Origin of the sequence: Microbacterium sp. NPDC077663 (genome assembly GCF_044542795.1) — a bacterium.
Classification (GTDB): Bacteria; Actinomycetota; Actinomycetes; order Actinomycetales; family Microbacteriaceae; genus Microbacterium.
Genome location: NZ_JBITVE010000002.1, coordinates 1,015,223 through 1,038,369, shown reverse-complemented (window position 1 = coordinate 1,038,369; position 23,147 = coordinate 1,015,223). Strand labels below are relative to the sequence as shown.

At 72.1% G+C, this 23,147-nt stretch carries 19 protein-coding genes; 12 read left to right on the top strand and 7 right to left on the bottom strand.

The features are described 5' to 3' along the window. Positions 1–111: 111 nt before the first annotated feature. Positions 112–1,860 (bottom strand): DUF4012 domain-containing protein, encoded by a 1,749-nt coding sequence (locus ACIGEP_RS12480; RefSeq protein WP_396661936.1) that lies wholly within the window; start codon positions 1,858–1,860, stop codon positions 112–114. Next, positions 1,857–2,558: an LPXTG cell wall anchor domain-containing protein gene (locus ACIGEP_RS12475; protein WP_396661935.1), complete on the bottom strand. Its 702-nt coding sequence runs from the start codon at positions 2,556–2,558 to the stop codon at positions 1,857–1,859. Before ACIGEP_RS12475 ends, ACIGEP_RS12480 begins: the two co-directional genes overlap by 4 nt. Positions 2,559–3,229: 671 nt before the next feature. Between ACIGEP_RS12475 and ACIGEP_RS12470 the strand changes: the two genes are divergently transcribed. Beyond that, the gene (locus tag ACIGEP_RS12470) at positions 3,230–3,796 is read left to right on the top strand and encodes a WecB/TagA/CpsF family glycosyltransferase (RefSeq protein WP_396661934.1); all 567 of its coding nucleotides are present in this window, start codon (positions 3,230–3,232) and stop codon (positions 3,794–3,796) included. 136 nt (positions 3,797–3,932) lie between these two features. Here ACIGEP_RS12470 and ACIGEP_RS12465 read toward each other — a convergent pair whose 3' ends face one another. The 4 genes from ACIGEP_RS12465 to ACIGEP_RS12450 all read right to left on the bottom strand — a co-directional run bounded on the left by ACIGEP_RS12465 (position 3,933) and on the right by ACIGEP_RS12450 (position 8,981). Further along, positions 3,933–5,114: a DegT/DnrJ/EryC1/StrS family aminotransferase gene (locus ACIGEP_RS12465; RefSeq protein ID WP_396661933.1), complete on the bottom strand. Its 1,182-nt coding sequence runs from the start codon at positions 5,112–5,114 to the stop codon at positions 3,933–3,935. A gap of 33 nt (positions 5,115–5,147) precedes the next feature. Then, positions 5,148–6,215, bottom strand: coding sequence for a Gfo/Idh/MocA family protein (locus tag ACIGEP_RS12460; protein WP_396661932.1), 1,068 nt, complete (start codon positions 6,213–6,215; stop codon positions 5,148–5,150). A 475-nt stretch (positions 6,216–6,690) separates the two neighbouring features. Next, positions 6,691–7,956 (bottom strand): glycosyltransferase family 2 protein, encoded by a 1,266-nt coding sequence (locus ACIGEP_RS12455; RefSeq protein ID WP_396661931.1) that lies wholly within the window; start codon positions 7,954–7,956, stop codon positions 6,691–6,693. Next, positions 7,944–8,981, bottom strand: a complete 1,038-nt coding sequence (locus ACIGEP_RS12450; protein ID WP_396661930.1) for a hypothetical protein — start codon at positions 8,979–8,981, stop codon at positions 7,944–7,946. Before ACIGEP_RS12450 ends, ACIGEP_RS12455 begins: the two co-directional genes overlap by 13 nt. A 127-nt stretch (positions 8,982–9,108) precedes the next feature. Here ACIGEP_RS12450 and ACIGEP_RS12445 point away from each other — a divergent pair, with 127 nt between their 5' ends. From ACIGEP_RS12445 to ACIGEP_RS12430, 4 genes are read left to right on the top strand one after another with little or no spacing between them, the layout of a single operon-like run. Then, positions 9,109–10,230, top strand: a complete 1,122-nt coding sequence (locus tag ACIGEP_RS12445) for a glycosyltransferase (protein WP_396661929.1) — start codon at positions 9,109–9,111, stop codon at positions 10,228–10,230. After that, positions 10,227–11,333: a glycosyltransferase gene (locus ACIGEP_RS12440; protein WP_396661928.1), complete on the top strand. Its 1,107-nt coding sequence runs from the start codon at positions 10,227–10,229 to the stop codon at positions 11,331–11,333. Before ACIGEP_RS12445 ends, ACIGEP_RS12440 begins: the two co-directional genes overlap by 4 nt. Continuing rightward, complete coding sequence (locus ACIGEP_RS12435; protein WP_396661927.1) at positions 11,330–12,325, top strand: glycosyltransferase; 996 nt, start codon at positions 11,330–11,332, stop codon at positions 12,323–12,325. Before ACIGEP_RS12440 ends, ACIGEP_RS12435 begins: the two co-directional genes overlap by 4 nt. Then, the gene (locus ACIGEP_RS12430) at positions 12,322–13,122 is read left to right on the top strand and encodes a galactosyltransferase-related protein (protein ID WP_396661926.1); all 801 of its coding nucleotides are present in this window, start codon (positions 12,322–12,324) and stop codon (positions 13,120–13,122) included. Before ACIGEP_RS12435 ends, ACIGEP_RS12430 begins: the two co-directional genes overlap by 4 nt. Positions 13,123–13,135: 13 nt before the next feature. On the opposite strand, the gene ACIGEP_RS12425 is transcribed toward ACIGEP_RS12430, so the two are convergent. Next, a complete protein-coding gene (locus ACIGEP_RS12425) occupies positions 13,136–15,358 on the bottom strand; it encodes a beta-galactosidase (RefSeq protein ID WP_396661925.1) in 2,223 nt (740 codons plus the stop codon). A gap of 136 nt (positions 15,359–15,494) precedes the next feature. Here ACIGEP_RS12425 and ACIGEP_RS12420 point away from each other — a divergent pair, with 136 nt between their 5' ends. The 7 genes from ACIGEP_RS12420 to ACIGEP_RS12390 all read left to right on the top strand — a co-directional run bounded on the left by ACIGEP_RS12420 (position 15,495) and on the right by ACIGEP_RS12390 (position 23,087). Further along, complete coding sequence (locus tag ACIGEP_RS12420) at positions 15,495–16,448, top strand: phosphodiester glycosidase family protein (protein WP_396661924.1); 954 nt, start codon at positions 15,495–15,497, stop codon at positions 16,446–16,448. Positions 16,449–16,451: 3 nt separating this feature from the next. Further along, complete coding sequence (locus ACIGEP_RS12415; RefSeq protein ID WP_396661923.1) at positions 16,452–17,591, top strand: GtrA family protein; 1,140 nt, start codon at positions 16,452–16,454, stop codon at positions 17,589–17,591. Then, a complete protein-coding gene (locus tag ACIGEP_RS12410) occupies positions 17,588–18,229 on the top strand; it encodes a DUF4956 domain-containing protein (protein ID WP_396661922.1) in 642 nt (213 codons plus the stop codon). The genes ACIGEP_RS12415 and ACIGEP_RS12410 overlap by 4 nt, the downstream gene beginning before the upstream one ends. Then, positions 18,226–19,035, top strand: a complete 810-nt coding sequence (locus ACIGEP_RS12405) for a polyphosphate polymerase domain-containing protein (RefSeq protein ID WP_396661921.1) — start codon at positions 18,226–18,228, stop codon at positions 19,033–19,035. Before ACIGEP_RS12410 ends, ACIGEP_RS12405 begins: the two co-directional genes overlap by 4 nt. Continuing rightward, positions 19,020–20,819 carry a carbohydrate-binding domain-containing protein gene (locus ACIGEP_RS12400; RefSeq protein ID WP_396661920.1) on the top strand — a complete coding sequence of 600 codons (1,800 nt, stop codon included), beginning with the start codon at positions 19,020–19,022 and terminating at the stop codon, positions 20,817–20,819. Before ACIGEP_RS12405 ends, ACIGEP_RS12400 begins: the two co-directional genes overlap by 16 nt. Before the next feature lie 82 nt (positions 20,820–20,901). Next, positions 20,902–21,630 carry a response regulator transcription factor gene (locus ACIGEP_RS12395; protein WP_396661919.1) on the top strand — a complete coding sequence of 243 codons (729 nt, stop codon included), beginning with the start codon at positions 20,902–20,904 and terminating at the stop codon, positions 21,628–21,630. Further along, positions 21,627–23,087 carry a sensor histidine kinase gene (locus ACIGEP_RS12390; RefSeq protein WP_396661918.1) on the top strand — a complete coding sequence of 487 codons (1,461 nt, stop codon included), beginning with the start codon at positions 21,627–21,629 and terminating at the stop codon, positions 23,085–23,087. Before ACIGEP_RS12395 ends, ACIGEP_RS12390 begins: the two co-directional genes overlap by 4 nt. Positions 23,088–23,147: the final 60 nt, after the last annotated feature.

Below are 23,147 nucleotides of genomic sequence, written 5' to 3'. Positions count from 1 at the left end.
AGACCGCTTGGGGAACGGCCCGGTGACCGATGGGGGATGGCTCTCCCATGCTAGAGGAAAGCGCACCGCCGGAACAGGCATGACCGAGATCTCGAGGTGAACGGACCGGAATCAGGCCGCCGGGCATCCGATCCTGCCGGAGCGCACGTCGACCGGAGCGAGCAACGGGGTGTGCAGCAGCTGCGGCGTGGCAGCATCCGCCGACACGGTGGGACCGGCGACGAAACGGAAGGTCAGCACCTGCGAGGTGCCGGGCGCGAGGTCGATCCGACGGGTGACGGAGAGGCGACCGGCGTCCTCCGCATCGACGGATGCCACGGCCGACCCATCGAGCGAGACCCCGCCGGCGTACCAGCCGGGCGGTGTCACGACCGTCACCGTGGGAGCGATGTCGCCCGCCTTCACCCCGTAGTACCCGCCTCCGGTGACGCTGAGCGGCAGCGAGTCGCCGTCCTTCTCCGTGAGGGTGTTGCCCAGGTCGACCTCGACCTCCACCTCTCGCAGACCGTCCGCCCGGCACACGCCCGAGCGGCTCGCCAGCCCGACGGTCAGGTAGGGCGTGACCTTGCCGCCGGTGGCGTCGTTGAAGTACACGGCGAAGGCGTCGGGACCAGCAGCCTCCTGTCGAGCCAGCGGTCCTGCGAACACCGTGCCCGCGAGTATGTTCTGCTGCCCCGGATCGCGACTCCAGATCGAGACGCGACCCTCGTCGACGACGCCCGCCAGGGCCGTAACCAGCGCGATCGGACGCGCGCGTTCGGTGACGGCGGTGAAGACGGCGGCTGCGGCATCCGCGAAATAGCGACCCTGCGCGTCCTGGTCGAGCGTGCGATAGGGCTCGACGAGCAGGCGGTGGATCGCGTTCGACTGGTCGAGCTCGCCCGAGGGCGTGTCGACCGGGCCGACGGCGCCGAGGAGCGCCTGAAGGACGACGGGATCCATCGACAGGACGACGTCCGGCGCGGATCCTCCCGAGCGCTGCCACCAGGCGGAGGCGAGTTGCGCCGTCACGCCGAAGTCCGCCGTCATCGACGTGTTCTGCACGTATCGACCGATGCCGTCGCCGAGCGCGCGCACCTCCGCCGCGGGGACGGCGGTGAGCGGCTCGGTCGACGGAGCGAAGTGGGAGGAGTCCCGTTGTGCTTCGAGCGAGAGGGCTCCGTCATGCGCGCGCAGCTCCAGGAACGTTCCGGTGATCCCGCCTCCGGTGCGGAGTTCGGCCGTGTTCTGCAGAGCCACAAGGATCCTTCGGTCGCCGTCCACCCCGAGCATCGCGGGGACCAGCTCCGCTGCCTGGGCGGCGCCGTCGGTCACCACTCGCACGTCATCGACGGCGTCGGTGACACGTTCGATGCCGTCGGCGAGCCGCGGGATGAGCGCCGACCGGTCGATGTCGACGAGATCGCGGGCGATGTCGTCCTGGGTCGCAGCGGCGCGACGGAGCGCCGGTGCCTTCTCGCGCAGTTGTCGCACCGCGGTGGCGGCGTCCGCATCGGAGAGCTCACGCATCGTGTCGAACATCGTCGGCGCCACGTCGTCGCCCACCCGGACGATCGCTGTGGCCGCCCGGCGAGCGGCCGACAGATTCGGACCGAGTCCGGGGATGGCCTCCGCGACATGCCACACCGGGTCGTCGGGGATCGCCGGGGCGATCTCGGCGACCAGATCGGATGCCGCACGCTCAGCCCCATCGACGTCCCCCGCGCCGACGGCCTTCGTCGCCCGGGCGGCATCAGCGGTCGCGGATTCCAGCGCCTGCTGGAGCTCGAAAGCCGAGCGCCCGACGTGTACGGCGGCAGCCGCGGTGCCGATGAGAAGGAGTGCGCCGGCGACCCACACGAGTCGACGGCGCCTCGTCACGACTCGACCCGGCGCCGACGGCGAGCGATGAGGAACACACCCGCGGCCACGGCCGCGGTGCCGCCGACGGCGGCCGCGATGGGCAGCTGACCGCCCGTGAACGCCAGCGTTCCCGGGGTCCCGTTCGACGCGACACCTGTCGGCGTGGCGCACTCGTCGGAGTAGCCGGGGTACGCGAGCGGGACGGCCAGACTGTCGTCGCCCACGTGCAGAGCGGCGGTGACGTCACCGGTGGTCCACGCCGCAGCGTCATCGCGCGGCTTCCACTGGTCCCCTGAGCGCACCCAGCCGGGCAACGCCTCGACGGTGCCGTCGGCGGCGACCTCGACCCCGGGCCACAGCACGGACCCGTGACCCTCGCCGGCATCGTCGACGGCGAGGGGCACCGTGATGCGGTGACCGTCCCCCGTGATGACGAGCTCGGCGGTCGGAGCCGACGGGGTACGTGCAGCCGCCGATCCGCCCACGCGGACGATCGAGTAGCCGATCGCCGGTGCCTCGTGAACGCACTGCGACTGCACGACCGACCCGTCCAGCCCCGATCCCTCAGGTGTGGACGGGACGTACGACCCGTCCGCCGCGAACGCCGGCGCCGAACCGGCACCGACGATGACAGCGCCCACGATCGTGGCGCGCCACAACTTCCCCCACATATCAGCCTCCCCAATGGCTTCGAGCCGGCGCCGTCTGATGCGCACGCGCTCGATGTTCAGCGGTCACGCTACCTCTGATTCCGTCGACCGGCCTCCCGTGGTTCGTTCCTCGAGCCCCTAATGAAACCCCCTACATGTCCCCCATTTGGGGGACACAAGATTAGGTTTGTCCCCCTATTGGTGGACGAGCGTCGCGCCGGTAGCGTTCCCGATATCGCCGCCGCAGAGACTTTGGGGAGTCGACACGGCATCAGGCGGCTGCAGAGGGATGTGGGGGCGAGCTTGGGGGCCCAAACCCATTTCTGCCTGGGCTCTTCGTGCGTCATCGTTCGCGCAACGATCTCGTACGAAGAGCCCTTACTCCGTGAATCGTATGGGGCGGCCCGCGGAGATCTGAGGGGGGAAAGAAGATGGTGCGCCGAGGGGTCGGCGCACTGAGTGGCGTCGCTGGGGGCGACGCCCGAGGGGGACAGCGGATCGGATCCGCACATCGGGGGGCGCGGGTCAGACCCGCGCCGACGTTTTCGGGGGATGGATCGTTCAATGGGGACAGAACGGAACAGGGGTGTGCGCCCACGCGGCTCGCATCCCGGTCCGGCGCCGAAGCCCGGCGTACGGCGTCGCCTCCGCGACGCCGTCGGGGACCGTGGCCGCACCACGGCCTCCGACGGCGTCGTGTCGGTGGCAAGGGGGGAGCAATGATGCATGCGCACGCGATGACATCCACACATCCCCTCCTCGATCGTCGCTCGACGCGAGCCGCATCCGACCGCGCGCACCTTTCTGCCGGCGACGCCGTCACCGACGTGCTCACCCGGGCGAACGACCGACACTGGCGTGTGGCGATCCTGGGCGGATCGCCCGCGCAGCGCGAGCCGCTCCACCGGCGGATCGTCGCCGAGTGGCCGGGCCTCGCCCTGATCGGGCATTGGACGCCGACGGGCTCCGCCCTCTTCTCGCCGCAGGTGTCCGACGACATCGCGGCGCAGATCCGGCACACGGAGGCCGACCTTGTGATCGTCTGCCTGGGCACACCCCGGCAGCGCGAGTGGATCGACACCTACGGTGGTGCGACGGGCGCCCACGCCCTGCTCGCCGTCGATGGGATCAACGACCTTATGACAGCTCGAGCCAACACTGCGCGCGCCGACGGCGTGCGCTCAAGGCTCGACAGGATGTGGCGGCTCATGCTCGAGTCGAAGCGATCAGCGAAGCGGTACCTCGTCGAGGAACCCCCGGCCGACCCGGCCGTCCGCCGATCCTCGGCTCGTCCCGATGCGTGAACCGTCACCCGCGCGCGGGCACGGCCGGACCTCCCCCCCGTCCGTCCGTGCCCGCCTGGTGGAGGAGCCGGTGCTTTCGAGCGCCGGCTCTTCCGTGTGCGGTGACGAGCTCTGTCGCGGCGACGGACGCGGAAGGTCAGCGCCCGATGCGGGTCGCCGCGTCCGCGCGTGACGACGCGGGAGCGCCGGGATCGCGCACCTCGGAGATGATCCGATCCAGCTCACCCATAGTCAGTGCACCCGAGACAGGCAGGACGAGGGTGCGATCGGCGAACCGCTCCGTGCCGGGCAACCCGCTCTGCGGCGTCCACGCGCGATAGGGAGCTTGGCGGTGGAGGGCTGTGCCACCTCGTCGCACCGCGATGCCCGCCGCAATCAGGACGGCGAGAAGACCATCACGGTCGAGGGGATACGGGTCATCGACCTCGACCCAGAACGACGCCGCGTTCCCGGTCCCCCACGCCGGATCGTCGGCGAACCGCAGACCCGGCACCGTGCCCAGCTCGGCACGGTAACGATCGGCCATCCGGCGGCGACGCCGCACGATCTCGGGCAGACGGGCCAACTGGACGAGCCCGACAGCCGCCTGCAGGTCGGTCAGCCGGAAGTTCCCGCCCACCTCGCGGTACTCCTCGATCGGCGGCAACGAGCCGCGGCCGGTCTCGACGGGCGCGGTGATCATCCCATCCTCGCGCAGCCGTCGCGCCCGTGCGGCCCACGCCGCGTGGCTCGTCGTGACCATGCCACCGTCACCCATCGCCAGAGGCTCATGGGAGTCGAAGGACCACGTGGCGATCTCGGCCGCCCCACCGATGGGTCGACCGAGACGGGTCGCACCCACACCGCATCCGACGTCCTCGATGACGACGATGCCGAGCGGGTCTGCGAGGTCGCGGATGCTCTGCAGATCGACGGGGACGCCGGCGTGGTCGGCGACGACGATCGCCGTCGTGGTCGGCGTCAGAGCCTGCTCGACCGTCGACGCACTCACGTTGCCCGTACTGGGGTCGACATCCGCCAGAACCGGGGTGGCCGACACGGAGCGCACGGCGTTCGCGGTCGCGACCGACGACAGCGAGGGGACGACGACGTCCTCCCCCGGCCGCACCCCGGCGACGAGGAGGGCGAGATGGATGGCGGCGGCTCCGTTGGTCGTCGCGACGGCGTAGGGCGCATCGACGACGCTTGCGAACTCCCGCTCGAACCGCGCCACCCTCGGCCCCTGGCCCACCCAACCGCTCGCGATCACCTCCGCGAGAGCATCGAGCTCCTCCTGACCGAACCAGGGGGCATCAGCGCCCAGACCCCGCTCAGCCACGACACTGCCGCTTCTCGATCACCGGCATTCGTCTCATGCGGCCACCCCCGCAGACGAATGCGTGCGGGGCAGCACGTGCGGGGCGCCGAACGCCGCCAAGCTGCCGGCCGCGGCGTCGAGGATGGAGAGGACCCGGAGCCCCGCAGCGCCGCTCGTGCGCGAGGCGCGGCTCTCACGGATCGCCGCGGCGAACTCGCTCACGACAACGCCCAGGGCCTCCCGCTCCTCGAGAGCGGGAGCCCGTGATTCGCCGGGTCGGTACGAGACGGCGACCTCGCGCCGGTCCTTCGCGGTGGCGCGGGAGATCGACGCCACGTCGGCGCCGCGGTCGTACATCGTGAGCCGCTGCTGCGGGTTCAAGTCATCCCACACCAGAGTGTGGCGCGTCCCGCCGATCACCATGCGGCGGGTGCGGGTCGGGCTCAGCCAGTTGACGTTGACGTGCGCCATCGCCCCCCCGGCGAGCGGCATGGCGAGGTGGCCGATACACGACTTGCCCGTGTTCAACGGGTCTGAACCGTGCGCAGAGACGGAGGTCGCCTGCAACCCGCCCGGCAGGATGAAGTCCATGATCGACAGATCGTGGGGAGCCAGGTCCCAGAAGACGTCGACATCCGGCTGTACGAGGCCGAAGTTGATGCGGACGCTGTCGATGAAGAGGATGTCGCCGAGCTCCCCACCCGCAATGAGCTCGCGCATCTTGAGCACCGCCGGGGTGTAGCAGGAGGTGTGGTCGGCCATGAGGACGAGGCCCCGTTCGGCGGCACGACCCACCATCTCCTCACCGTGCTGCTGCGTGTCGGCCAGCGGCTTCTCCACGAGAACGTGCTTGCCGGCATCCAGCGCCGCCATCGCGATGGCGTGGTGCGTCGACGCGGGCGTCGCGATCGCGATCGCGTCGATCTGCGGATCGCTCAGCACCGCCTCTAGATCGGGTACGACCGTTGCACCCCCGACGGCGTCGGCTGCGCGACGGGCCCGATCGATGTCGAGATCGCAGATGGCGCCCAGGCTCCAGTCCCGGCTCGCGCGCAGTGTGCGCGCGAGCGTCGGCCCCCAGTACCCCGCGCCGATCACGGCGACATTGAGTCGTCTTTTCACTTCGTCCCCCGGTTTCCCCAAACGGGTCACGCCCCCCACGAGCGCCCCCCAGCGGCGTACACCGCCATCCGGGCGGGGCGCAGGGCGCCGCCGCTCCGGTGTCGTCGCGGCCCGGCGATTCGGGTGCCGTCCGCGCTCACATGTGAGCGCGCCCCGGTCGACGGGCGACCGGAGCGCTGCGGAGATGATTCGGAGCGGTCCGCGGATCGGATGGGGGCAGCACGACGGTCTCCGGGCGCACCGCTGCGCCTCGGACCGGATCGGCGTACGCCGACTGCCACTGCTGTCCCCATGCTCTTACCCCCACGCACACAGCCCGAGCAATCGATGTGTGCGGTAGACCGGCGCCGTCAACGATCCCACTCGTCGCCGTTGCGCACGCCTCCCCAGGCGGGCGCGACCGGTGTCCCCGCGGCCATGTAACCAGAACCCGGCCCGTCGCACAACACGCCCGGCCCGATGAGTGCCTGGGAGTTCAGCCCCACCCGCCGAGATAGGCCGCGACATCGGGCTCGCCGACCAGCTCCCGCACCCCGTCGTGGCGCTCGACCAGACGGGGGAACAAGTCGTCGCGATGCCATCGCGCCTCGCGCGCCGCGGCGCGCATCGATCGGATGCGCAGAAGCACCCCGCCGTCTTCCGCTGTGACACTCGTGAGCCCGGCACCCGCACGAGAAACCCGCTCGACGAGGGCGCCGAGCCCGTCACCGGCGCGCACGGGCCGCACGATCTCGATGTGCAGGCGCACGCGGTCCAGCGCATCCCGCCCGGCAGCGAAGTCCGCGTCGTCGACGAAGACGGCCCCGGGCACCGCCGCCACGACGGAGTCGACGCTCACGAACCGCGCCCCCTCGGAGGCGTCGCTCGGCCCGGTGACGGCGACGTCGATCCGCGACATCGGCAGGCCCCGCGGCCGGGAGCCCGGTACGGGGATGAGCCCGGAGAGCAACACGGCCTCGGCGTTGCGGTGCTCGAGCTCGACCCCGTTCCGCGCTCCGGCGTCGGGACCGTCGTGCCACGCCACGGCGGAGGCCACATGGGCGAGCACCGCGCCCTGCAGCCACGCGCGATACGTCCACTCCCAGTCCTCTCCACCATAGGAACGGAACGTCTCGTCGAAGCCCCCTGCGGCGTCGAACATGGTCCGCGAGCAGGCCAGGACGGCTCCGATCACGTGCCGATAGCTGCGGTCGTCCGCCTCGAGGAGGTCGTGCGAGCGCCGGTACTCCTCGGCGAGCCAGGCAGGCTCCGGCAGCTCCCGGCCGCCGACGACCTCCCTCACGTCGGCGACCGCGGGAGCGTCGGACAGATCTGCGTGGCGCCGCCGGCCGACCGCCACCACATCGGGGGCGAGGGCCGGCATCCGCGTCAGCTCTCGGACGTAACCGGGCTCGGGGACCGTGTCGGCGTCGAGGAAGACCAGCACGTCGCCCGTCGCGTGCGCGGCGCCCAGGTTCCGCGCTGCGGCCAGCCGGAAGCCCTCGTCGGCCTGTCGGACGAGCCGCACGCCCGCCGGCACCCGCGGCGCCTCGGCGGATCCGTCGTCCGCGACGATGACCTCGAGGCGGCCCGGCGGATGGTCCTGGCCGGCGAGGGCGGCGAGGCAGCGGGCGAGCTGAGCGGGCTGCTCGTAGTGCGCGACGACGACCGAGACGCGGGGCGGCTCGGTCGGCATCCGCCCGTTCAGAAGATCCCAGCGATTGCCGGGCAGGGCGGTGCCCGCCGGTGTCACGCCGCCCACCAGGCGAGGTACGACTCCGCGACGTCGTCGAGAGTGGGGGCCAACGACGCGCCCGAAGCGAGCCGCGTCGACGCCGGATCGAGCCACGCCTCGGCGAGGCGTTCGGCGAGCTCCTCGCCGTGGTAGAGGGCGAGCGTGCCCGGACGCAGCTCGTCCATCTCCGCGGCGTAGCGTGACTCGACGACGAGCGGCCGACGGCCGGCCTCCACCCAGTCGAGCATCGACCGCGACGCCGACACGTGCTCGTGGGCCGCGAGCGGGATGCCGGGAGCAACCAACTCCGCCGCGAAGGCCGCGTCGCCGAGGAACCCGGTGACCTCGAACGCGACGCCGAGCTCCGCCGCCGCGTCCCGCAGGCGCACGACGTCCTCGTCGTGGCCCCGCGATGGCGCACCGATCGCGCGCACGGCGACGCCCGCGACGTCCTCCCCCCGGGCGCGCAGGGCGTCCGCAGCCCGAGCCGCCGCGATCACGGCGGGCCGGTGTCCCTTGCCGGGGTAGACGAAGCCGGCGATGAGGACGCGCAGATCACGCTGCCGGTCGGCCCCGATGTCACGCCGACGGATGCCGGGGCGCGCCCCCAGCGGGATGGCGTGAGCGGAAGGCGCGCCGGGGAGGAATTCGCCCAGGAGCGATTGCTCGTGACGGCTGTTGACCGTCACTCTCTCTGCGGCGGCGATCATGCGGGCGTAGGCGATGCGGCGACGCTCGAACATCGTGCCGTCGGAGGGCTGGGGCACATCGTGAAGGGTGAGGGCGAGGCGCACCCGGCTCGCCCAGCGTTCGACGACGTCGGCGGCATCCTCGGGGGCACTGCCGAACAGGCGGTCGGTGGCGTGCAGGTGCACGCGCACACCCGCTCCCGCCTCGGCGAGCGCCCGCTCCCCCGCCGCCACATCGGCGACACGCACCACCCGGGCCGACGCGTCGACGCGGCGCACGGCGGATGCCACGTCGTCGCCGTACCGCGTCACACCGTGCCCGTCGGGACCGAGGACGAGCAGGAGGGGAGGCGCAAAAGTCACCCGGCATGGTTATCCGCCCGCGAGGGCGGGGTCAAGCCCCCCACGGGCGGGGCCGATCGACGTCTACGGTCGGGGCGTTCGGGCGCGCCCACTTCTCGGTCGGCGCGACGTCGTCGATAGGAGAACCGTGGCCACGAGTGTGCGCACCGCCACCCCACCGGGCGCGGAGTCGACCGGAGCGGTCACGATCGTCTCGATCCCCGCGGGTCACCCGTACGTCCGCCGGACGACATCCGATCCGCGGATCACCGTGCTCGCCGATCCGGTCGCGCCGGGTGCGGACCCGGCCGTCTGGTGGCCGCCCGCGGCGCTCGATCCCGACTGGATCCGCGCCCACGCCGGTGACGCCGCCATCCTGCACATCCACTTCGGCACGGAGTCGTTCCCGGCCGGCCATCTGACCGCCTGCCTCGACGCCGCGCACGCCGCCGGCTGGCCGGTCGTCTACACGCTGCACGACCTGGAGCACCCGCAGCTGGGCGACAGCTCCGCCTACCTCGCCCAGCTCGATGAGCTCATGGCCGGGGCGGATGCCGTCACGACCCTCACGGTCGGCGCGGCGCGGGCCGCGCGCGAGCGCTGGGGGCGTCACGCGACCGTCATCCCGCACCCGTCGGTCCTTCCGCAGGCCGCGGCGATCGAGCTGGCCGTCGGTGCAGGGCGCGTCGTCGGCCTGCACCTGAAGGACCTGCGCCCGAGCGTCGACGGGCCTGGTGCGGTGCGGACGCTCGAGGTGGCTCTCACGGCCCTGCGGGACGCGGGTCACGACGTGCGCGGCGAGGTGCGACTGCACCGACGGGTCCGCGACGCGGATGCGGCTGCGGAGGTCCGTGCGCTGTGCGCGGCATCCACTGCCCTCGACCTCGTCGAGCACGAGCGGCTCGCCGACGACGACCTCTTCGCCGCCCTGGCGCGCCTGGACGCGTGCGTCCTGCCCTACCGGCACGGGACCCACTCGGGCTGGCTCGAGCTCTGCTGGGATCTCGGGGTTCCCGTCGCCGCCCCGCGGGTGGGCTTCCTCGCCGAGCAGCACGCCGACGAGACCGTCACGTCCTTCACCCCCGGAGACGGCGCGGAGCTGGCCACCGTTCTGTCGGGCCTGTGGGTCGCGCCGTCGTCCCGCCCGGCGAGCCCCGCACGGGGCGCCCTCGTCGACGAGCGCCGCGCCCTGCGCGCCGTGACGGATGCCGGCATCGCGGAGCGTCACGCCGACCTTTACCTGCACCTGCTCGAGAGCCGCACCGCGTGAGCGCCCGCCCGCTCCGCATCGTCGTGATCGCCCCGCTGCGCTTTCCGATCCGGCGCCCCCACGCGGGCGGTCTCGAGTCGGCCGTCTGGGCGGAGGTCGACGCGCTCCGCCGCCGCGGTCACGAGGTGACGTTCATCGCCCCCGACGGCTCGGACTTCCTCTCCGCGACCCCGGTCTTCCGGTTGCCCCCGGTCATGTGGCCGGAGGGCGAGCAGCCGACCGACAGGACGTGGCCGACGAGTTATCGCCTCGAGTGCGCGCCCGCGCTGGATCTCGCACTGTCCGAGATCGCACGCCATCCGGAGCGATACGACGTCATCTCGAACCACTGTCTCGACCCGCTTCCGCTTCGCCGCTCCGGGTCGCTCGGAGTACCGATGGTCACGACCCTGCACACTCCCGTCGACGCGGCCGCGGTGACCGCGCACGTGGCGGCCGACGGCGCGGGCTCGCACTTCCTGTCGGTGAGCGCGCACACGAAGATGCAGTGGGATGCCGCCGGGGTGCCGTCGGAGCTGCTTTCCAACGGCGTCGACCCGGATGTCTGGGCGCTCGGTCCCGGCGGGGACGACCTGGTGTGGTTCGGACGGATCGTGCCCGAGAAGGCCCCGCATCTCGCCGTCGAGGTGGCCCGCCGACTCGGCCGGCGCCTGATCATCGCCGGCCGGATCGGTGACGAGGTGTACGCCCGGAACGTGCTCCTCCCGCTCGTCGGCGACGGGATCGACTACGTCGGCGAACTCTCGCCCGGGCCGCTGGCCGAACTCGTCGGTCGCAGCGGGCTCGCCCTGGCGACCCCGGCGTGGGCCGAACCGTTCGGACTCGTCGGACCCGAAGCCCTCATGTGCGGCACCCCGGTGGTCGGCTTCGCGGTCGGCGGCGTGCCCGAGATCGCCGCCGCCACGATGGGCATGCAGCTCGTGGCGCCCGGTGACGTGACGGCCATGACCGAGCGAGCCGGTGCGATGCTGCCGAGCGGGAGGGATGCCGCCTTCCGCGCGGTGGTGCGCGAGACGGCGGAGCGCCGGTTCTCGCTGGAGGCGCGCATCGAGACGCTCGAGACGATCTTCGCCGGGATGCTGGCGACGGAGACCGCCGCGTGACGGGCCGGCGCCCCCGGCTCGGCTGGTACGTGCACCACCACGGACGAGGGCACCTCACCCGGCTGCTCGCGATCGCCCCTCATCTCGACGCCGACGTCGACTGCGTCAGCACCCTCGCCGCTCCCCCGGGCCTTCCGGCCGGCTGGAGCTGGACGGTGCTGGGCCGCGACGACGACGGCGCCGACCCTGTCGATCCGACGGTGGACGGGCTGCTGCACTGGGCGCCGATCGGACACGCGGGGCATCGCACCCGCCTGTCGGTCATCGCCGCCGCGGCCGTCGCCGGTCGGTGGGATGGGATGGTCGTCGACACCTCCGTCGAGGTCACCCTGTTCGCGCGGCTGCTGGGCCTGCGCACCGTCGTCGTGACCCAGCCGGGGAACCGCGTCGACCGTCCCCATCTGCTGGGGTTCGCGGCCGCCGACGCCGTGCTCGCGCCGTGGGCGCGCGGCATCCTCTCCCCGCCGCACCTCGAGGCGTTGGGCGAGAAGGTCGTGTACACCGGGGGGATCAGCCGGTTCGCCGGTCGCGACACGGCGGGGGTGCGCACCGACGGGGTGGTCCTGCTCGCGGGTGGCGGGGGCGCCGCCGTGGGTCCGGCGGCGATCCGGGATGCCGAGAAGGCGACCGGCCGCACCTGGCGGGTTCTCGGCGGCGACGCGTGGGCGGACGATCCGTGGCCGGCGCTCCTGTCCGCCGGCGTGGTGGTCTCGTGGGCCGGCCAGAACGCGGTCGCCGACCTCGCCGCCGCGCGGGCGCCCGCGGTCGTCGTGCCCCAGGAGCGCCCCTTCGACGAACAGCGCGAGACGGGTCGCGCCCTGCACCGGGCGGGTCTCGCACAGGTGCGGGACGACTGGCCGGCGGCGGCGCAGTGGCCCGACCTCATCGATCGGGCGGCGTCGGCGCGGCCCGAGTGGGAGCGCTGGGAGGTCGCGGGAGCCCCACAACGTGCTGCCACGGCGATCGCCGACACGATGCGGGGTCGGCGATGACGGTCGCCGTCGTGAGCCTGTGCTCGACGCCCCGTGTGGCACATCTGCGCGCACAGCTGCAGGCCCTCGCGGGAGCGCCCGACCTGCAGCGCATCGTGGTGTGGATCGGCGACGACGAGCCCCCTTTGCTGGACGCCGAGACCGTCCTCAGCGTGGCGCCTGGTCCGGCCGGTCTCCGGCTGGCCGCCGCCCGGAACGCCGGAGCCGCGGCGGCGCCGGCGGCCGACCTGCTCGTCTTCCTCGATGCCGACTGCGTACCGGGGCAGGACCTCCTCGACCGCTACCGCGCGGCCTCGAAGCGGCACCCCGAAGCGGTGCTGTGCGGACCGGTGACGTACCTCGCGGAGGGCGTCTCGGCATCCGACCCCGCGGACCTGGCCGCGCTCACTTCCCCGCATCCGGCACGGCCGATGCCGCCGGACGACGACGAGCGAATCGCCGCAGCTGAGGAGTATGCCCTGTTCTGGTCGCTCTCCTTCGCCCTCACGCCCGAGACGTGGCGGCGGATCGGCGGGTTCGACGAGGCGTACGAAGGGTACGGCGGCGAGGACACGGACTTCGCCTTCCGCATGCGGGCCCGCGCGGTTCCGCTCGTCTGGGTCGGCGGCGCGCACGCCTACCACCAGTACCATCCGACGAGCTCGCCGCCCTGGCAGCACCTCGACGACATCCTGCGCAACGGGGCGCTGTTCGCGCACCGCTGGGGCGAGTGGCCCATGACCGGCTGGCTGACCGCCTTCGCGGAGGGCGGGGCGGTGACGAAGGATGCCGACGGCTGGCGGCGCGTGACGGCCTAGGCGAACGCGGCCGTCACCCGTGAAGACGGCGCTGATCGGCAGGCTGCGCGGTCACGGCGAGCACCCCCTGCGCGGTGGCTTCGGCGAGCCGTGCCCGCGCGCGCGGATGGAGCCACACGGCCGCCTCGCGGTGGAGCCCCAGCACGTGGAAGCTGAGTCGCCGCGTGCCGGCGGGGATGCGGAGCATCCAGTCCGTGCCGTCCCAGAACCGGTCGCCCACCAGCACGTCGTCTGCGCGCACCGCGGCGACGTCGCCCACCCAGTCGACGGAGACCTCGAGCGGGCCGTCCTGGAGGTCGTCGGGGATGCGCACGGTGTACACGTCCCCGTCGCGGACGACGCGGTCGGTACCGGGCGCCGCGGCGCGCCCGTCGCGCGAGCCGTAGGTCGCCGCAGGCCCGGCTCCCGAAGCACCCCGGACCACGGGCAGGTCGCGGGCCGGTGTCACGTCGGCCCCGGCGGGCTGGAGGACCCGCAGTCGCAGCGCGTCGAGGTCGAGGATCCGCACGGCGCCGCCCGCGCGATGCCACACGGCGACTCCGCCGTCGTCGGCGACGTCGATCTCATCGGCGCTGAGGAGGATCCGGTCGTCGATCACCCAGACGTCGTCGGTGTGCTGGGCACCCAGGACGACGACCGCATCCTCTCCGACGGACCACGACCAGAGCTCCCCTGTCGCCTCACGCGTCTCGCCGGCGATCCGCACCCGGGGCGGGATGCCCGCGTGCGCGAGCAGCACGAGCACCGCACCGCCGCCAGGCCGGGCGAGGAAAGCGAGCGGACTCGCCGTCGCCCATTCCAGGGTCGCGCCGCCCACGACCAGGCCGAAGGGGAAGCGGGCGATGGTACCGCGGGGGATGGCGACCGGCACGTCCGAGAAGACCACGCGCCGCCCCGGCAGTGAGACGTCGAAGCGGACGGGCGGGAGCTCGTCCAGCGCGTCGTGCGGCTGCTGCCAGGTGACGAAGACCACGCCCTCGTCACCGTCGGACCGCACGGCCCATCGCGGCGTCGATCGGTCATGGACGCCCTGGGGCAGCACGTCGGGCAGCGTCGAGGGCATCTCGGCCACCCGCTCGCCGAAGTAGCGCAGGAACGCGTGCTGGGTGCGCAGGAGTGCATGCGTGCGGCTCGGGATGCCGGCAGCCCCGATGGGCGCGTGGAAGTCGTAGTCGAACTCGGGCAGATCGTTCGGGTAGCCCGTCGACTGGGACTCCTGCAGCCCAGGTGCGGGATTGATCCCCCCGGCGTACATGTAGTACCCCTGCCACGCCGAGCCGTTGCCGATCTTGGTGTTCGCCACGGCGGCGATGTCTTCGGCGTCGAGGACGGGGCGACGGTGGTAGGCCGTCGCCATCCCTCCGCCGAGCTCGCAGGTCACCGCGGGGAACCCGTCGGGCAGGGCACCGCGCCCGGACGCCCGCGCACCGCGCACGTCCGCACCGATGCCCGGGTCGTCCCACACGTGGCTGAAGAAGAAGTGCTCACGGAACGTGTCATCCCAGGGCGCGTCGGCGTCCACCCAGAAACCGTCGGCGTACCCGCCGAACATCGGCAGCACCGCGTCGGCGGGAAGCTCCGCCCCGCCCCACGCGGTCGCCATGTAGAGGGGGGCGACCAGGCCCGCCTCGATCGCCATCGCCTTCAGCGTCGCGATGTGGCCGGGCTGGTCGTAGATCTCGTTCTCGATCTGGATGCCGATGACGCGGCTCGCGCCACCGAGGCGGCCGGCGAGCTGGGCGCCGAGGGCGGCGAACCACGGCCGCACGAGGGCGAGGTAGGCGGGGTCGTCCGTCCGGTGGGCGACGTCGGCCGCCTGCACCCAGTCGGGGAGCCCGCCGTTGCGCACCTCGCCGTGGCACCACGGCCCGACCCGCAAGATGACGTCGAGATCCGCCCGCGCACAGGCGTCGACGAACGCCGCGACGTCGCGGCCGTCGTCGAACGCCGGCGGTGCGTCGGCGTCCGGCTGATGGTGGTTCCAGAAGACGTACGCCGCGACGGCCGTCAGTCCGCCCGCGCGCATGAGCCGCAGCCGGCGATCCCACTGGGAGCGGAGAACGCGCGTGAAGTGGAACTCACCGGAGACCGGGATGTGGGGGCGCCCGTCGCGCAGCAGATACCGGTCGGTGAGGACGATCCGGGAGCCCGCATCCGGCGTCATCGGATGCACCCGCCGCGGAGAGGTCCAACCCCGGACCTCGGCGGTCAGCGTCTGTGCTGTGGTGGTCGTCACGGGCACCCTCTCGTGCGGCGGCAGGCAGGGCGTTCCAGCCTAGGGCGCGATCGCCGGGGCCCACGCGCCCGATCGTTAATCCCGCTCTCAGGATCGGTCAACGTCCGCCCGACGTGTCGCCCGTACTCCTGGAGGCATGCCTCACACGACCAGACCGCGCCGCCGCCTGCGGACCGCCCTCATCGCGGGCGGACTCGCCCTCGTCCTCGCCGTCGGGGGCGCGACGGCGTGGGCAGCCGACCGCTTCCTCATCGAGCACGTCGAGATCTCCGACGTGTCGGCGTACGAGGCCGAGAACTCGACCGTCGAGCCGACGACGTCGGCGACGAGCTCCGCGGGGGTCGTCGACGGAGACACGTACTCGGACGGTGCGACGAGTGTCACCGTGTCGGAGGTCGTCACGGGGTCGGGCGACGACACCCTCACCTACTACGTCGCGGACGTCGTCCTCTCCGACGCCACCCGATTGCGGTCCGCCTTCGCGAAGGACCAGTTCGGCGAGAACATCACCGAGACCACGAGCGGCATCGCCGAGGACAACGACGCCGTGTTCGCGATCAACGGCGACTACTACGGGTTCCGCGACACCGGCATCGTGATCCGCAACGGCGTCGTCTATCGGGACTCCCCCGCCCGCACCGGATTGGCCTTCTACACCGACGGCACGGTGCAGGTCTACGACGAGACGACCACGAGCGCCGACCAGTTGATCGCCGACGGGGTCTGGAACACCCTCAGCTTCGGCCCCGCACTCGTCGAGGAGGGCGCCGTCGTCGCCGGGATCGAGGACGTCGAGGTCGACACCAATGTCGGGAACCACTCGATCCAGGGCGAACAGCCCCGCACCGCGATCGGCGTGATCGACGAGAACCACCTGGTCTTCGTCGTCGTCGACGGTCGCGACGAGGGCTACAGTCGCGGCGCGACCCTCACCGAGCTCGCGCAGATCATGATCGACCTCGGCGCCGAGACGGCCTACAACCTCGACGGCGGCGGGTCCTCGACCATGTACTTCGACGGCGAGGTCGTCAACCAACCGTCGAACGGCGGCGAGCGCGGCACCAGCGACATCCTCTACATCGAGGAGTGACCCGTGATCATCCTCATCCCCGCCTACGAGCCCACCGTCACGCTGCTCGACCTCATCCGCGACCTCGGCGCCGAGGCGCCCGGCATCCCGGTCGTCGTCGTCGACGACGGAAGCGGACCAGATCACACGTCCGTCTTCGACGGTGCCGCTCTGCTCGGCGCGACCGTCCTCGGCCACGCCCGCAACGAGGGCAAGGGAGCGGCGCTGCGCACCGGCTTCCGCCACGCGACGTCCGCCTTCCCCGGCCGGGCGGTCGTCACCGCCGATGCCGACGGACAGCACACGGCCCGCGACATCGTGCGCGTCGGCGAGGCGACCGTCGCGGGGGTCGACGCGGGCTCACCCGCCATGGTGCTCGGATGCCGTGACACCGACCGCCGGGGCACACCGCTGCGCAGCCGGGTCGGCAACCGGGCCGCGCGCGCAGCGTTCCGCGCGGCGGCCGGCTGGGCCCTCTCGGACACGCAAACGGGGCTGCGCGGCATCCCCTCGGCCATGCTGCCGTGGATGCTCACGCAACGCGGTGACCGCTTCGAGTACGAGCAGAACGTCCTGCTGCGCTGCCACCGCGACGGCTGGGAGACCCGAGAGGTGCCGATCGAGACGGTCTACCTCGAGCACAACGCCTCGAGTCACTTCCGCCCTCTGGTCGACACGCTCCGCGTCGGGCTGCCCCTGGTTCTCTTCGCCGGATCGTCGCTGATGGCGTTCGCCGTCGACACCCTGGTCCTGTTCGCGCTCACCGCGCTGACGGGGGCGCTCCTGCCCTCGATCATCGCCGCTCGCATCGCGAGCGCGAGCGTCAACTTCGCCGTCAACAGACACGTCGTCTTCCGTCGCGAGAACGGCGGGAGCCTGCGCCGCGAGGCGGGCCGATACGCCCTGCTGGCGGGTGCGCTGCTGGCCTCCAACGTCGCGTGGATGACGATGCTCACCGAGGCGGGCCTGCCCCTCCTCCCCGCCAAGCTCGTGACCGAGGCAGCGCTGTTCACGCTGGGCTACCTCATCCAGCGGAGCGTCGTCTTCGCCCGGTCGCCGCGTTCCGCGCAGCTCGAATCGCGGGTCAATGCGTCTCTTATGAACGGTGAAGGTACCGGCACTCGAATGGAGATCGTCACCACACCCCCACGGAGGAACCCATGACCATCGCCTCGATCTCGCTGATCGCGATCGACCTCATCGCCGCCCTCGTCCTGAGCCTCGGGCTGTACTACCGGCGGCACCGGCGTCGCGACCTCGTCGTCGCCTTCCTCGGCGTGAACGTCGGCGTGATGGCCGTAGCGACCGTCCTCGGCACCGCCGAGGTGGCCCTCGGCCTCGGGCTCGGACTGTTCGGCGTCCTGTCGATCATCCGCCTGCGGTCGTCCGAGATCTCGCAACGCGAGGTCGCCTACTACTTCGCGGCGCTCGCCATGGGCCTCATGGCCGGCCTGCCGACGACCGACATCGCGGTCGTCGCCGGGCTCATCGCCCTGATCCTCGTCGTCATGTGGGGCGCCGACCACCCCCGGCTCCTCTCGCGCAGCCGCCACCAGATCGTGCGGCTCGACCGCGCCGAGGCCGATGAGACCGTCCTGCGGGCGATCGTCGGACAGCGCGTCGGCGGCGAGGTCACCTCGCTGACCGTGCAGGAGCTCGACCTCGTCAACGACACCACGACCGTCGACGTGCGATACCGCATCTCCGACCGACCCCGCGCGGCATCGGCCGCAGCCGCCTCTCCGGCGGCGCACCCGCAGACCCGGACCGATGTCCGCCAGGTCGCCGGAGCAGTCCGATGAGCGCCGCCGGAGACACCCTCACCCGCTTCGACGCGGTGAGCCTCGACGAGATGGTCGCCGAAGCTGCGCTCCTGGCCCGCGTCGACCGCAAGTACGTGGTTCCGCAGTCGGCCCTGCACGACCTGCTGTCCCAGGTCGACGACCGCACGCGCGTGCTCGAGATCGGAGGCGCACGTCGCTTCGCCTACGAGTCGGTGTACTTCGACACCCCGGATCTGCTGAGCTTCCACATGGCAGCCCAGCCGCGACGGCGGCGGTTCAAGCTCCGCACCCGCACCTACGTCGACACCGAGGCCGCCTACCTCGAGATCAAGACCCGGGGTGCCCGCGGCACGACGGTGAAGGAGCGGTCGGAGTACGACATCGCTCAGCGCGCCGTGCTCACCCCCGACGCCCAAGAAGAGGTCGCCGCCGCGTTCGCCGCGATCGGCGTCGACACCCACCGGGTGGAAGAGTTGGGGGCGACCCTCGTCACTCGCTACGCCCGCGCGACGCTTCTGGCCCCCGACCACTCCTCCCGCGCCACGATCGACACCGACCTGCGGTGGGATCGGCCGGACGGCACCGGGTTCTCCCTGCCCGATCTGGCGATCGTCGAGACCAAGTCGCCCTCGTCGGCATCCGTTCTCGATCGACTCCTCTGGCGGTCCGGACACCGGCCGGTGTCCGTCAGCAAGTACGCCACCGGCCTCGCCGCGCTCAGCCCCGACCTCCCTCGCAACCGCTGGGGACGTCTCCTGCGCGGCCCCTTCTCTCCCTCATCCATCCCCTCCCACACTGAGGAGCTGCCATGCGCCGCCGCCTGATCCTTCCCGCCGTCCCGCTCGCCCTCGCCGGGCTCGTCCTCGCGGGATGCGCCGTGACCGGCGTGTCCACGACCGGTACCGACTCGACCTCGTCGAGCAGCAGCGACTCCTCGACGGTCGCGGCCGCCGAGATCGACTCCGACCTCGACCCGACCGCGGTCCTCGAGGCCAACGAGGACGCCACCGTCGTGAACGACGACGAGTGGTCTGATGCCGACGCGATCGACATCGCCCTCGAGGGGTCGACGGCGACGGCGTCCGGCGACGGCGTGAGCGTCGACGGCAGCACGGTCACCATCACCGCCGCCGGCGTCTACCGCCTGAGCGGTGACCTGACCGGCTCGGTCGTCGTCGCTGCTCCCGACGACGCACAGGTCGTGCTCATCCTCGACGGCGTCGACATCGCCAACGCCGACGGCGCCGCGATCGCCGTCACCACGGCCGACGATGTCGCGATCTCCCTCGCCGACGGCAGCGTGAACTCCGTGTCCGACGCGTCCAGCTACGACGACGCGTCGGTCGCGAACGCCGCGATCTACGCGGACGCCGACCTCACCGTCAGCGGAACCGGATCGCTCACCGTCTCGGGCAACGGCAACGACGGCATCGCCAGCACCGACGACCTCGCCATCATCGGCGGGACGATCACGGTGGACGCCGTCGACGACGCCCTCCGCGGCAAGGACGCCCTCGTGATCTCGGGCGGCACGCTCGATCTCACGGCGGGCGGCGACGCCCTCAAGAGCGACGACGACGAGGACGCCACGCGCGGATACGTCTGGATCTCGGCCGGCGACATCACCGCCACGAGCGGCGACGACGGCATCGCCGCGACGACCGACGTCGTCCTCACGGGCGGCACGGTCTCGATCAGCGCCGAAGGCGCAGCGGATGCCGGGTCGAAGGGCATCAGCGCCGGCATCGTCCTCGCGATCGGCGACGGCACGGTCGACGTGACCGCCACCGACGACGGCCTGCACTCCGACGGTTCGATCGGCCTCTTCGGCGGTACCGTGACGGTGGCTGCAGGCGACGACGGCGCGCACGCCGAGTCCGCGCTCGAGATCGGCGGCGGCACCGTCACCATCTCCGAGTCGAACGAGGGACTCGAAGCCACCGACATCGCGATCAGCGGTGGGGACGTCTCGGTCACGGCATCCGACGACGGCCTCAACGGCAGCGGCGACTCGGGCACCGAGAGCACCGGGAGCTCCGATCAGGGCGGCATGGGCGGCGGGATGTCCGACACCGGCGAGACGATCACGATCTCGGGCGGCACCCTGACGGTGAATGCCGGGGGTGACGGCATCGACTCGAACGGTTCGGTGACCATCACGGGCGGCGACACCGTCGTGTGGGGTCCGACCATGTCGGGCAACGGCGCGCTCGACAGCAACGGCGGATTCGACATCAGCGGCGGCACCCTGCTCGCCGTGGGCAGCTCCGGCATGGCCGAGTCGCCCGACAGCGGCACCGCGCAGGCGTGGATCGCCGCGACGGTCAGCGGCTCTGCCGGTGACGAGATCGAGATCACGGACGCCGACGGCACGGTCGTGTTCTCCACCACGGCGGAGAAGGAGTTCCAGACCGCGGTGTTCTCCTCGTCCGACATCGACGCCGACGGCACCTACACGGTGACCGTGGCGGGCGAGTCGGTCGCGGTGACGGCGGGAGAAGCCATCGCCGGCGGGATGGGCGGCGGAATGGGCGGCGGCGCCGGGGGTGACGGTGCAACCGCGCCCGACGGCGGCACCGGCCCCGGTGACGGCGGCGAACGCTCCTGACATCCCGCGCGACCGTGCGGCGTGCCTCCCCCAGGGCCGTCGCACGGTCGCATTCCCTTCCGGAACAAGGAAAGCTGAACCCATGAACGCCGCTCGCCCCACCCCGTTGACCCGCATCGACGGCTCCCCGATCCGCGTGCTGGTCGTCGACGACGAGGCGAACCTCAGCGACCTGCTGCGCATGGCGCTGCAGAACGAAGGGTGGGATGCCCGCACCGCCGCGAACGGACAGGAGGCCCTCACCCTGGTGCGCGAGTTCGCCCCCGACCTCGTCGTGCTCGACATCATGATGCCCGGCATCGACGGCATGGAGGTGCTGAAGCGCCTGCGCAGCGCCGGCAACGACGTGCCCGTCCTCTTCCTCACGGCGAAGGATGCCGTCGAAGACCGGATCGCCGGTATCAGCGCCGGCGGCGACGATTACCTGACCAAGCCGTTCAACCTCGAGGAGGTCGTCGTGCGACTGCGCGCGATGGCCCGTCGGCACGTCGCCGCGACCGCCGTGTCCGAGACGCGTCTCCGGGTCGGCGACCTGACCCTCGACGAGGAGACGTACGAGGTGGAGCGCGGCGGCATCCCGGTCAAACTGACGGCGAAGGAGTTCGAGCTGCTCCGCTACCTCATGCAGAACCCCCGGCGCGTGCTCTCCCGTGCGCAGATCCTCGACCAGGTGTGGAGCTACGACTTCGGGGGGACCTCCAGCGTCGTCGAGATCTACATCTCTTACCTTCGCAAGAAGATCGACACCCTCGGCGAACCGCTCATCCACACGGTGCGCGGCGTCGGGTACACGATCAAGACGGCCTCATGACGGCAGCGGGCAGCGCTCGGCGCCGATGGACGCTCCGGCGCACGCTCGTCGTCGGGACGGGTGCGCTCGTCGCGGTCGCCCTGCTCGTGACGGGTTTCGCGACCTCGTTCGCCCTGCGGACCTTCGTCTACGACAGGCTCGACGGGCAGGTGCTCGAGACGCTGCAGATCATCCGTGTCGGCGGAGGGATGCCGGGGGGAAGCTTCCCCTCGGGCGGCGACTCGGACCGCGAAGGTCCCGCACCGCGCATCGGGACGCTGCACGCCGTGTTCGCGTCGGACGGATCGGTGGTGTCCTCGAGCTACACGGGCGACGACGGCCAGGTGACGACGCTCGACGAGGGCCAGCTCGACGCGATCGAGCGGGCCGACCTGCCGTCGCGCACACCCGAGACCGTCGACCTCGGCGACGGCCTCGGTGAGTTCCGCCTGGCGGCGCGGGAGGAGGACGGGATGCGGGTGGTCGCCGGCATCTCGCTCGACGAGGTGACCGCCACCACCTCCGCCCTCACCGTCATCCAGGTCTCCGTCGCCGGCGCCGCGCTGCTGCTCGTCCTCGTCGGGTTGTCGCTCGTCGTCCGCCGGACCCTGCGGCCCCTCGACCGTGTCGCCGCCGTCGCCGACCGCGTCGCGGCGCGGCCGCTGGCGATCGGCGAGGTCGAGATCCCCGAGCGTGTGTCCGACCGCGACACCGACCCCGCGACCGAGGTCGGGCGCGTGGGGCATTCGCTGAACGTCCTGCTGGCGCACATCGAGGCGGCACTGACCTCGCGCCAGCACAGCGAGGATCAGCTGCGCCGCTTCATCGCGGATGCGAGCCACGAACTGCGGACCCCGCTGGCCTCTATCCGGGGGTACGCGCAACTCTCCCTCGGCGAGAACGCCCCGATGACGCCCACCCAGCAGCGCGCCTTCGACCGCATCGCCTCGGAGTCCACGCGCATGGCGGACCTCGTGGAGGACCTCCTGCTGCTCGCCCGGCTCGACGCCGGTCAACCGCTGCGCCGCGAGAGCGTGGACCTCACGATGCTCGCCATCGACGCGATCAGCGACGCGCACGCCGCGGACCCCACGCGGACGTGGCTGCTCGACCTCCGCGAGGAGGACGCGATCGAGGTGACCGGTGACGAGAACAGGCTGCGCCAGGTGGTGGCGAACCTCCTGCGCAACGCCCGGACCCACACGCCGCCGGGGACCCGCGTGGTCCTCGCGCTCCGACCGGACGGCGCTGACGCCGTCCTCGACGTGACCGACGACGGCCCCGGGATCGCCCCCGACATCCGCGACCGGCTGTTCGAGCGGTTCGCGCGGGGCGATGTCTCCCGCAACCGGGATGCCGGGAGCACCGGCCTCGGCCTGTCCATCGCGCAGGCGATCGTCGCCGCCCATGACGGTTCCCTCGCCGTCGAGAGCGCGCCGGGGCGCACCGTGTTCACCGTGCGTCTGCCGGTGGCGTGACCTGCGGCATCCGCTCATATCCGCGGAACGGATCCCCGTCCACCCCTTCCGCGGCGCCGT

What these genes read in the sequence shown, in the direction of transcription:
- ACIGEP_RS12395 (WP_396661919.1), top strand. Translation starts at nt 20,902, where the DNA reads ATGAACGCCGCTCGCCCCACCCCGTTGACCCGCATCGACGGCTCCCCG.
- ACIGEP_RS12405 (WP_396661921.1), top strand. Translation starts at nt 18,226, where the DNA reads ATGAGCGCCGCCGGAGACACCCTCACCCGCTTCGACGCGGTGAGCCTC.
- ACIGEP_RS12420 (WP_396661924.1), top strand. Translation starts at nt 15,495, where the DNA reads ATGCCTCACACGACCAGACCGCGCCGCCGCCTGCGGACCGCCCTCATC.
- ACIGEP_RS12400 (WP_396661920.1), top strand. Translation starts at nt 19,020, where the DNA reads ATGCGCCGCCGCCTGATCCTTCCCGCCGTCCCGCTCGCCCTCGCCGGG.
- ACIGEP_RS12470 (WP_396661934.1), top strand. Translation starts at nt 3,230, where the DNA reads ATGACATCCACACATCCCCTCCTCGATCGTCGCTCGACGCGAGCCGCA.
- ACIGEP_RS12410 (WP_396661922.1), top strand. Translation starts at nt 17,588, where the DNA reads ATGACCATCGCCTCGATCTCGCTGATCGCGATCGACCTCATCGCCGCC.
- ACIGEP_RS12430 (WP_396661926.1), top strand. Translation starts at nt 12,322, where the DNA reads ATGACGGTCGCCGTCGTGAGCCTGTGCTCGACGCCCCGTGTGGCACAT.
- ACIGEP_RS12390 (WP_396661918.1), top strand. Translation starts at nt 21,627, where the DNA reads ATGACGGCAGCGGGCAGCGCTCGGCGCCGATGGACGCTCCGGCGCACG.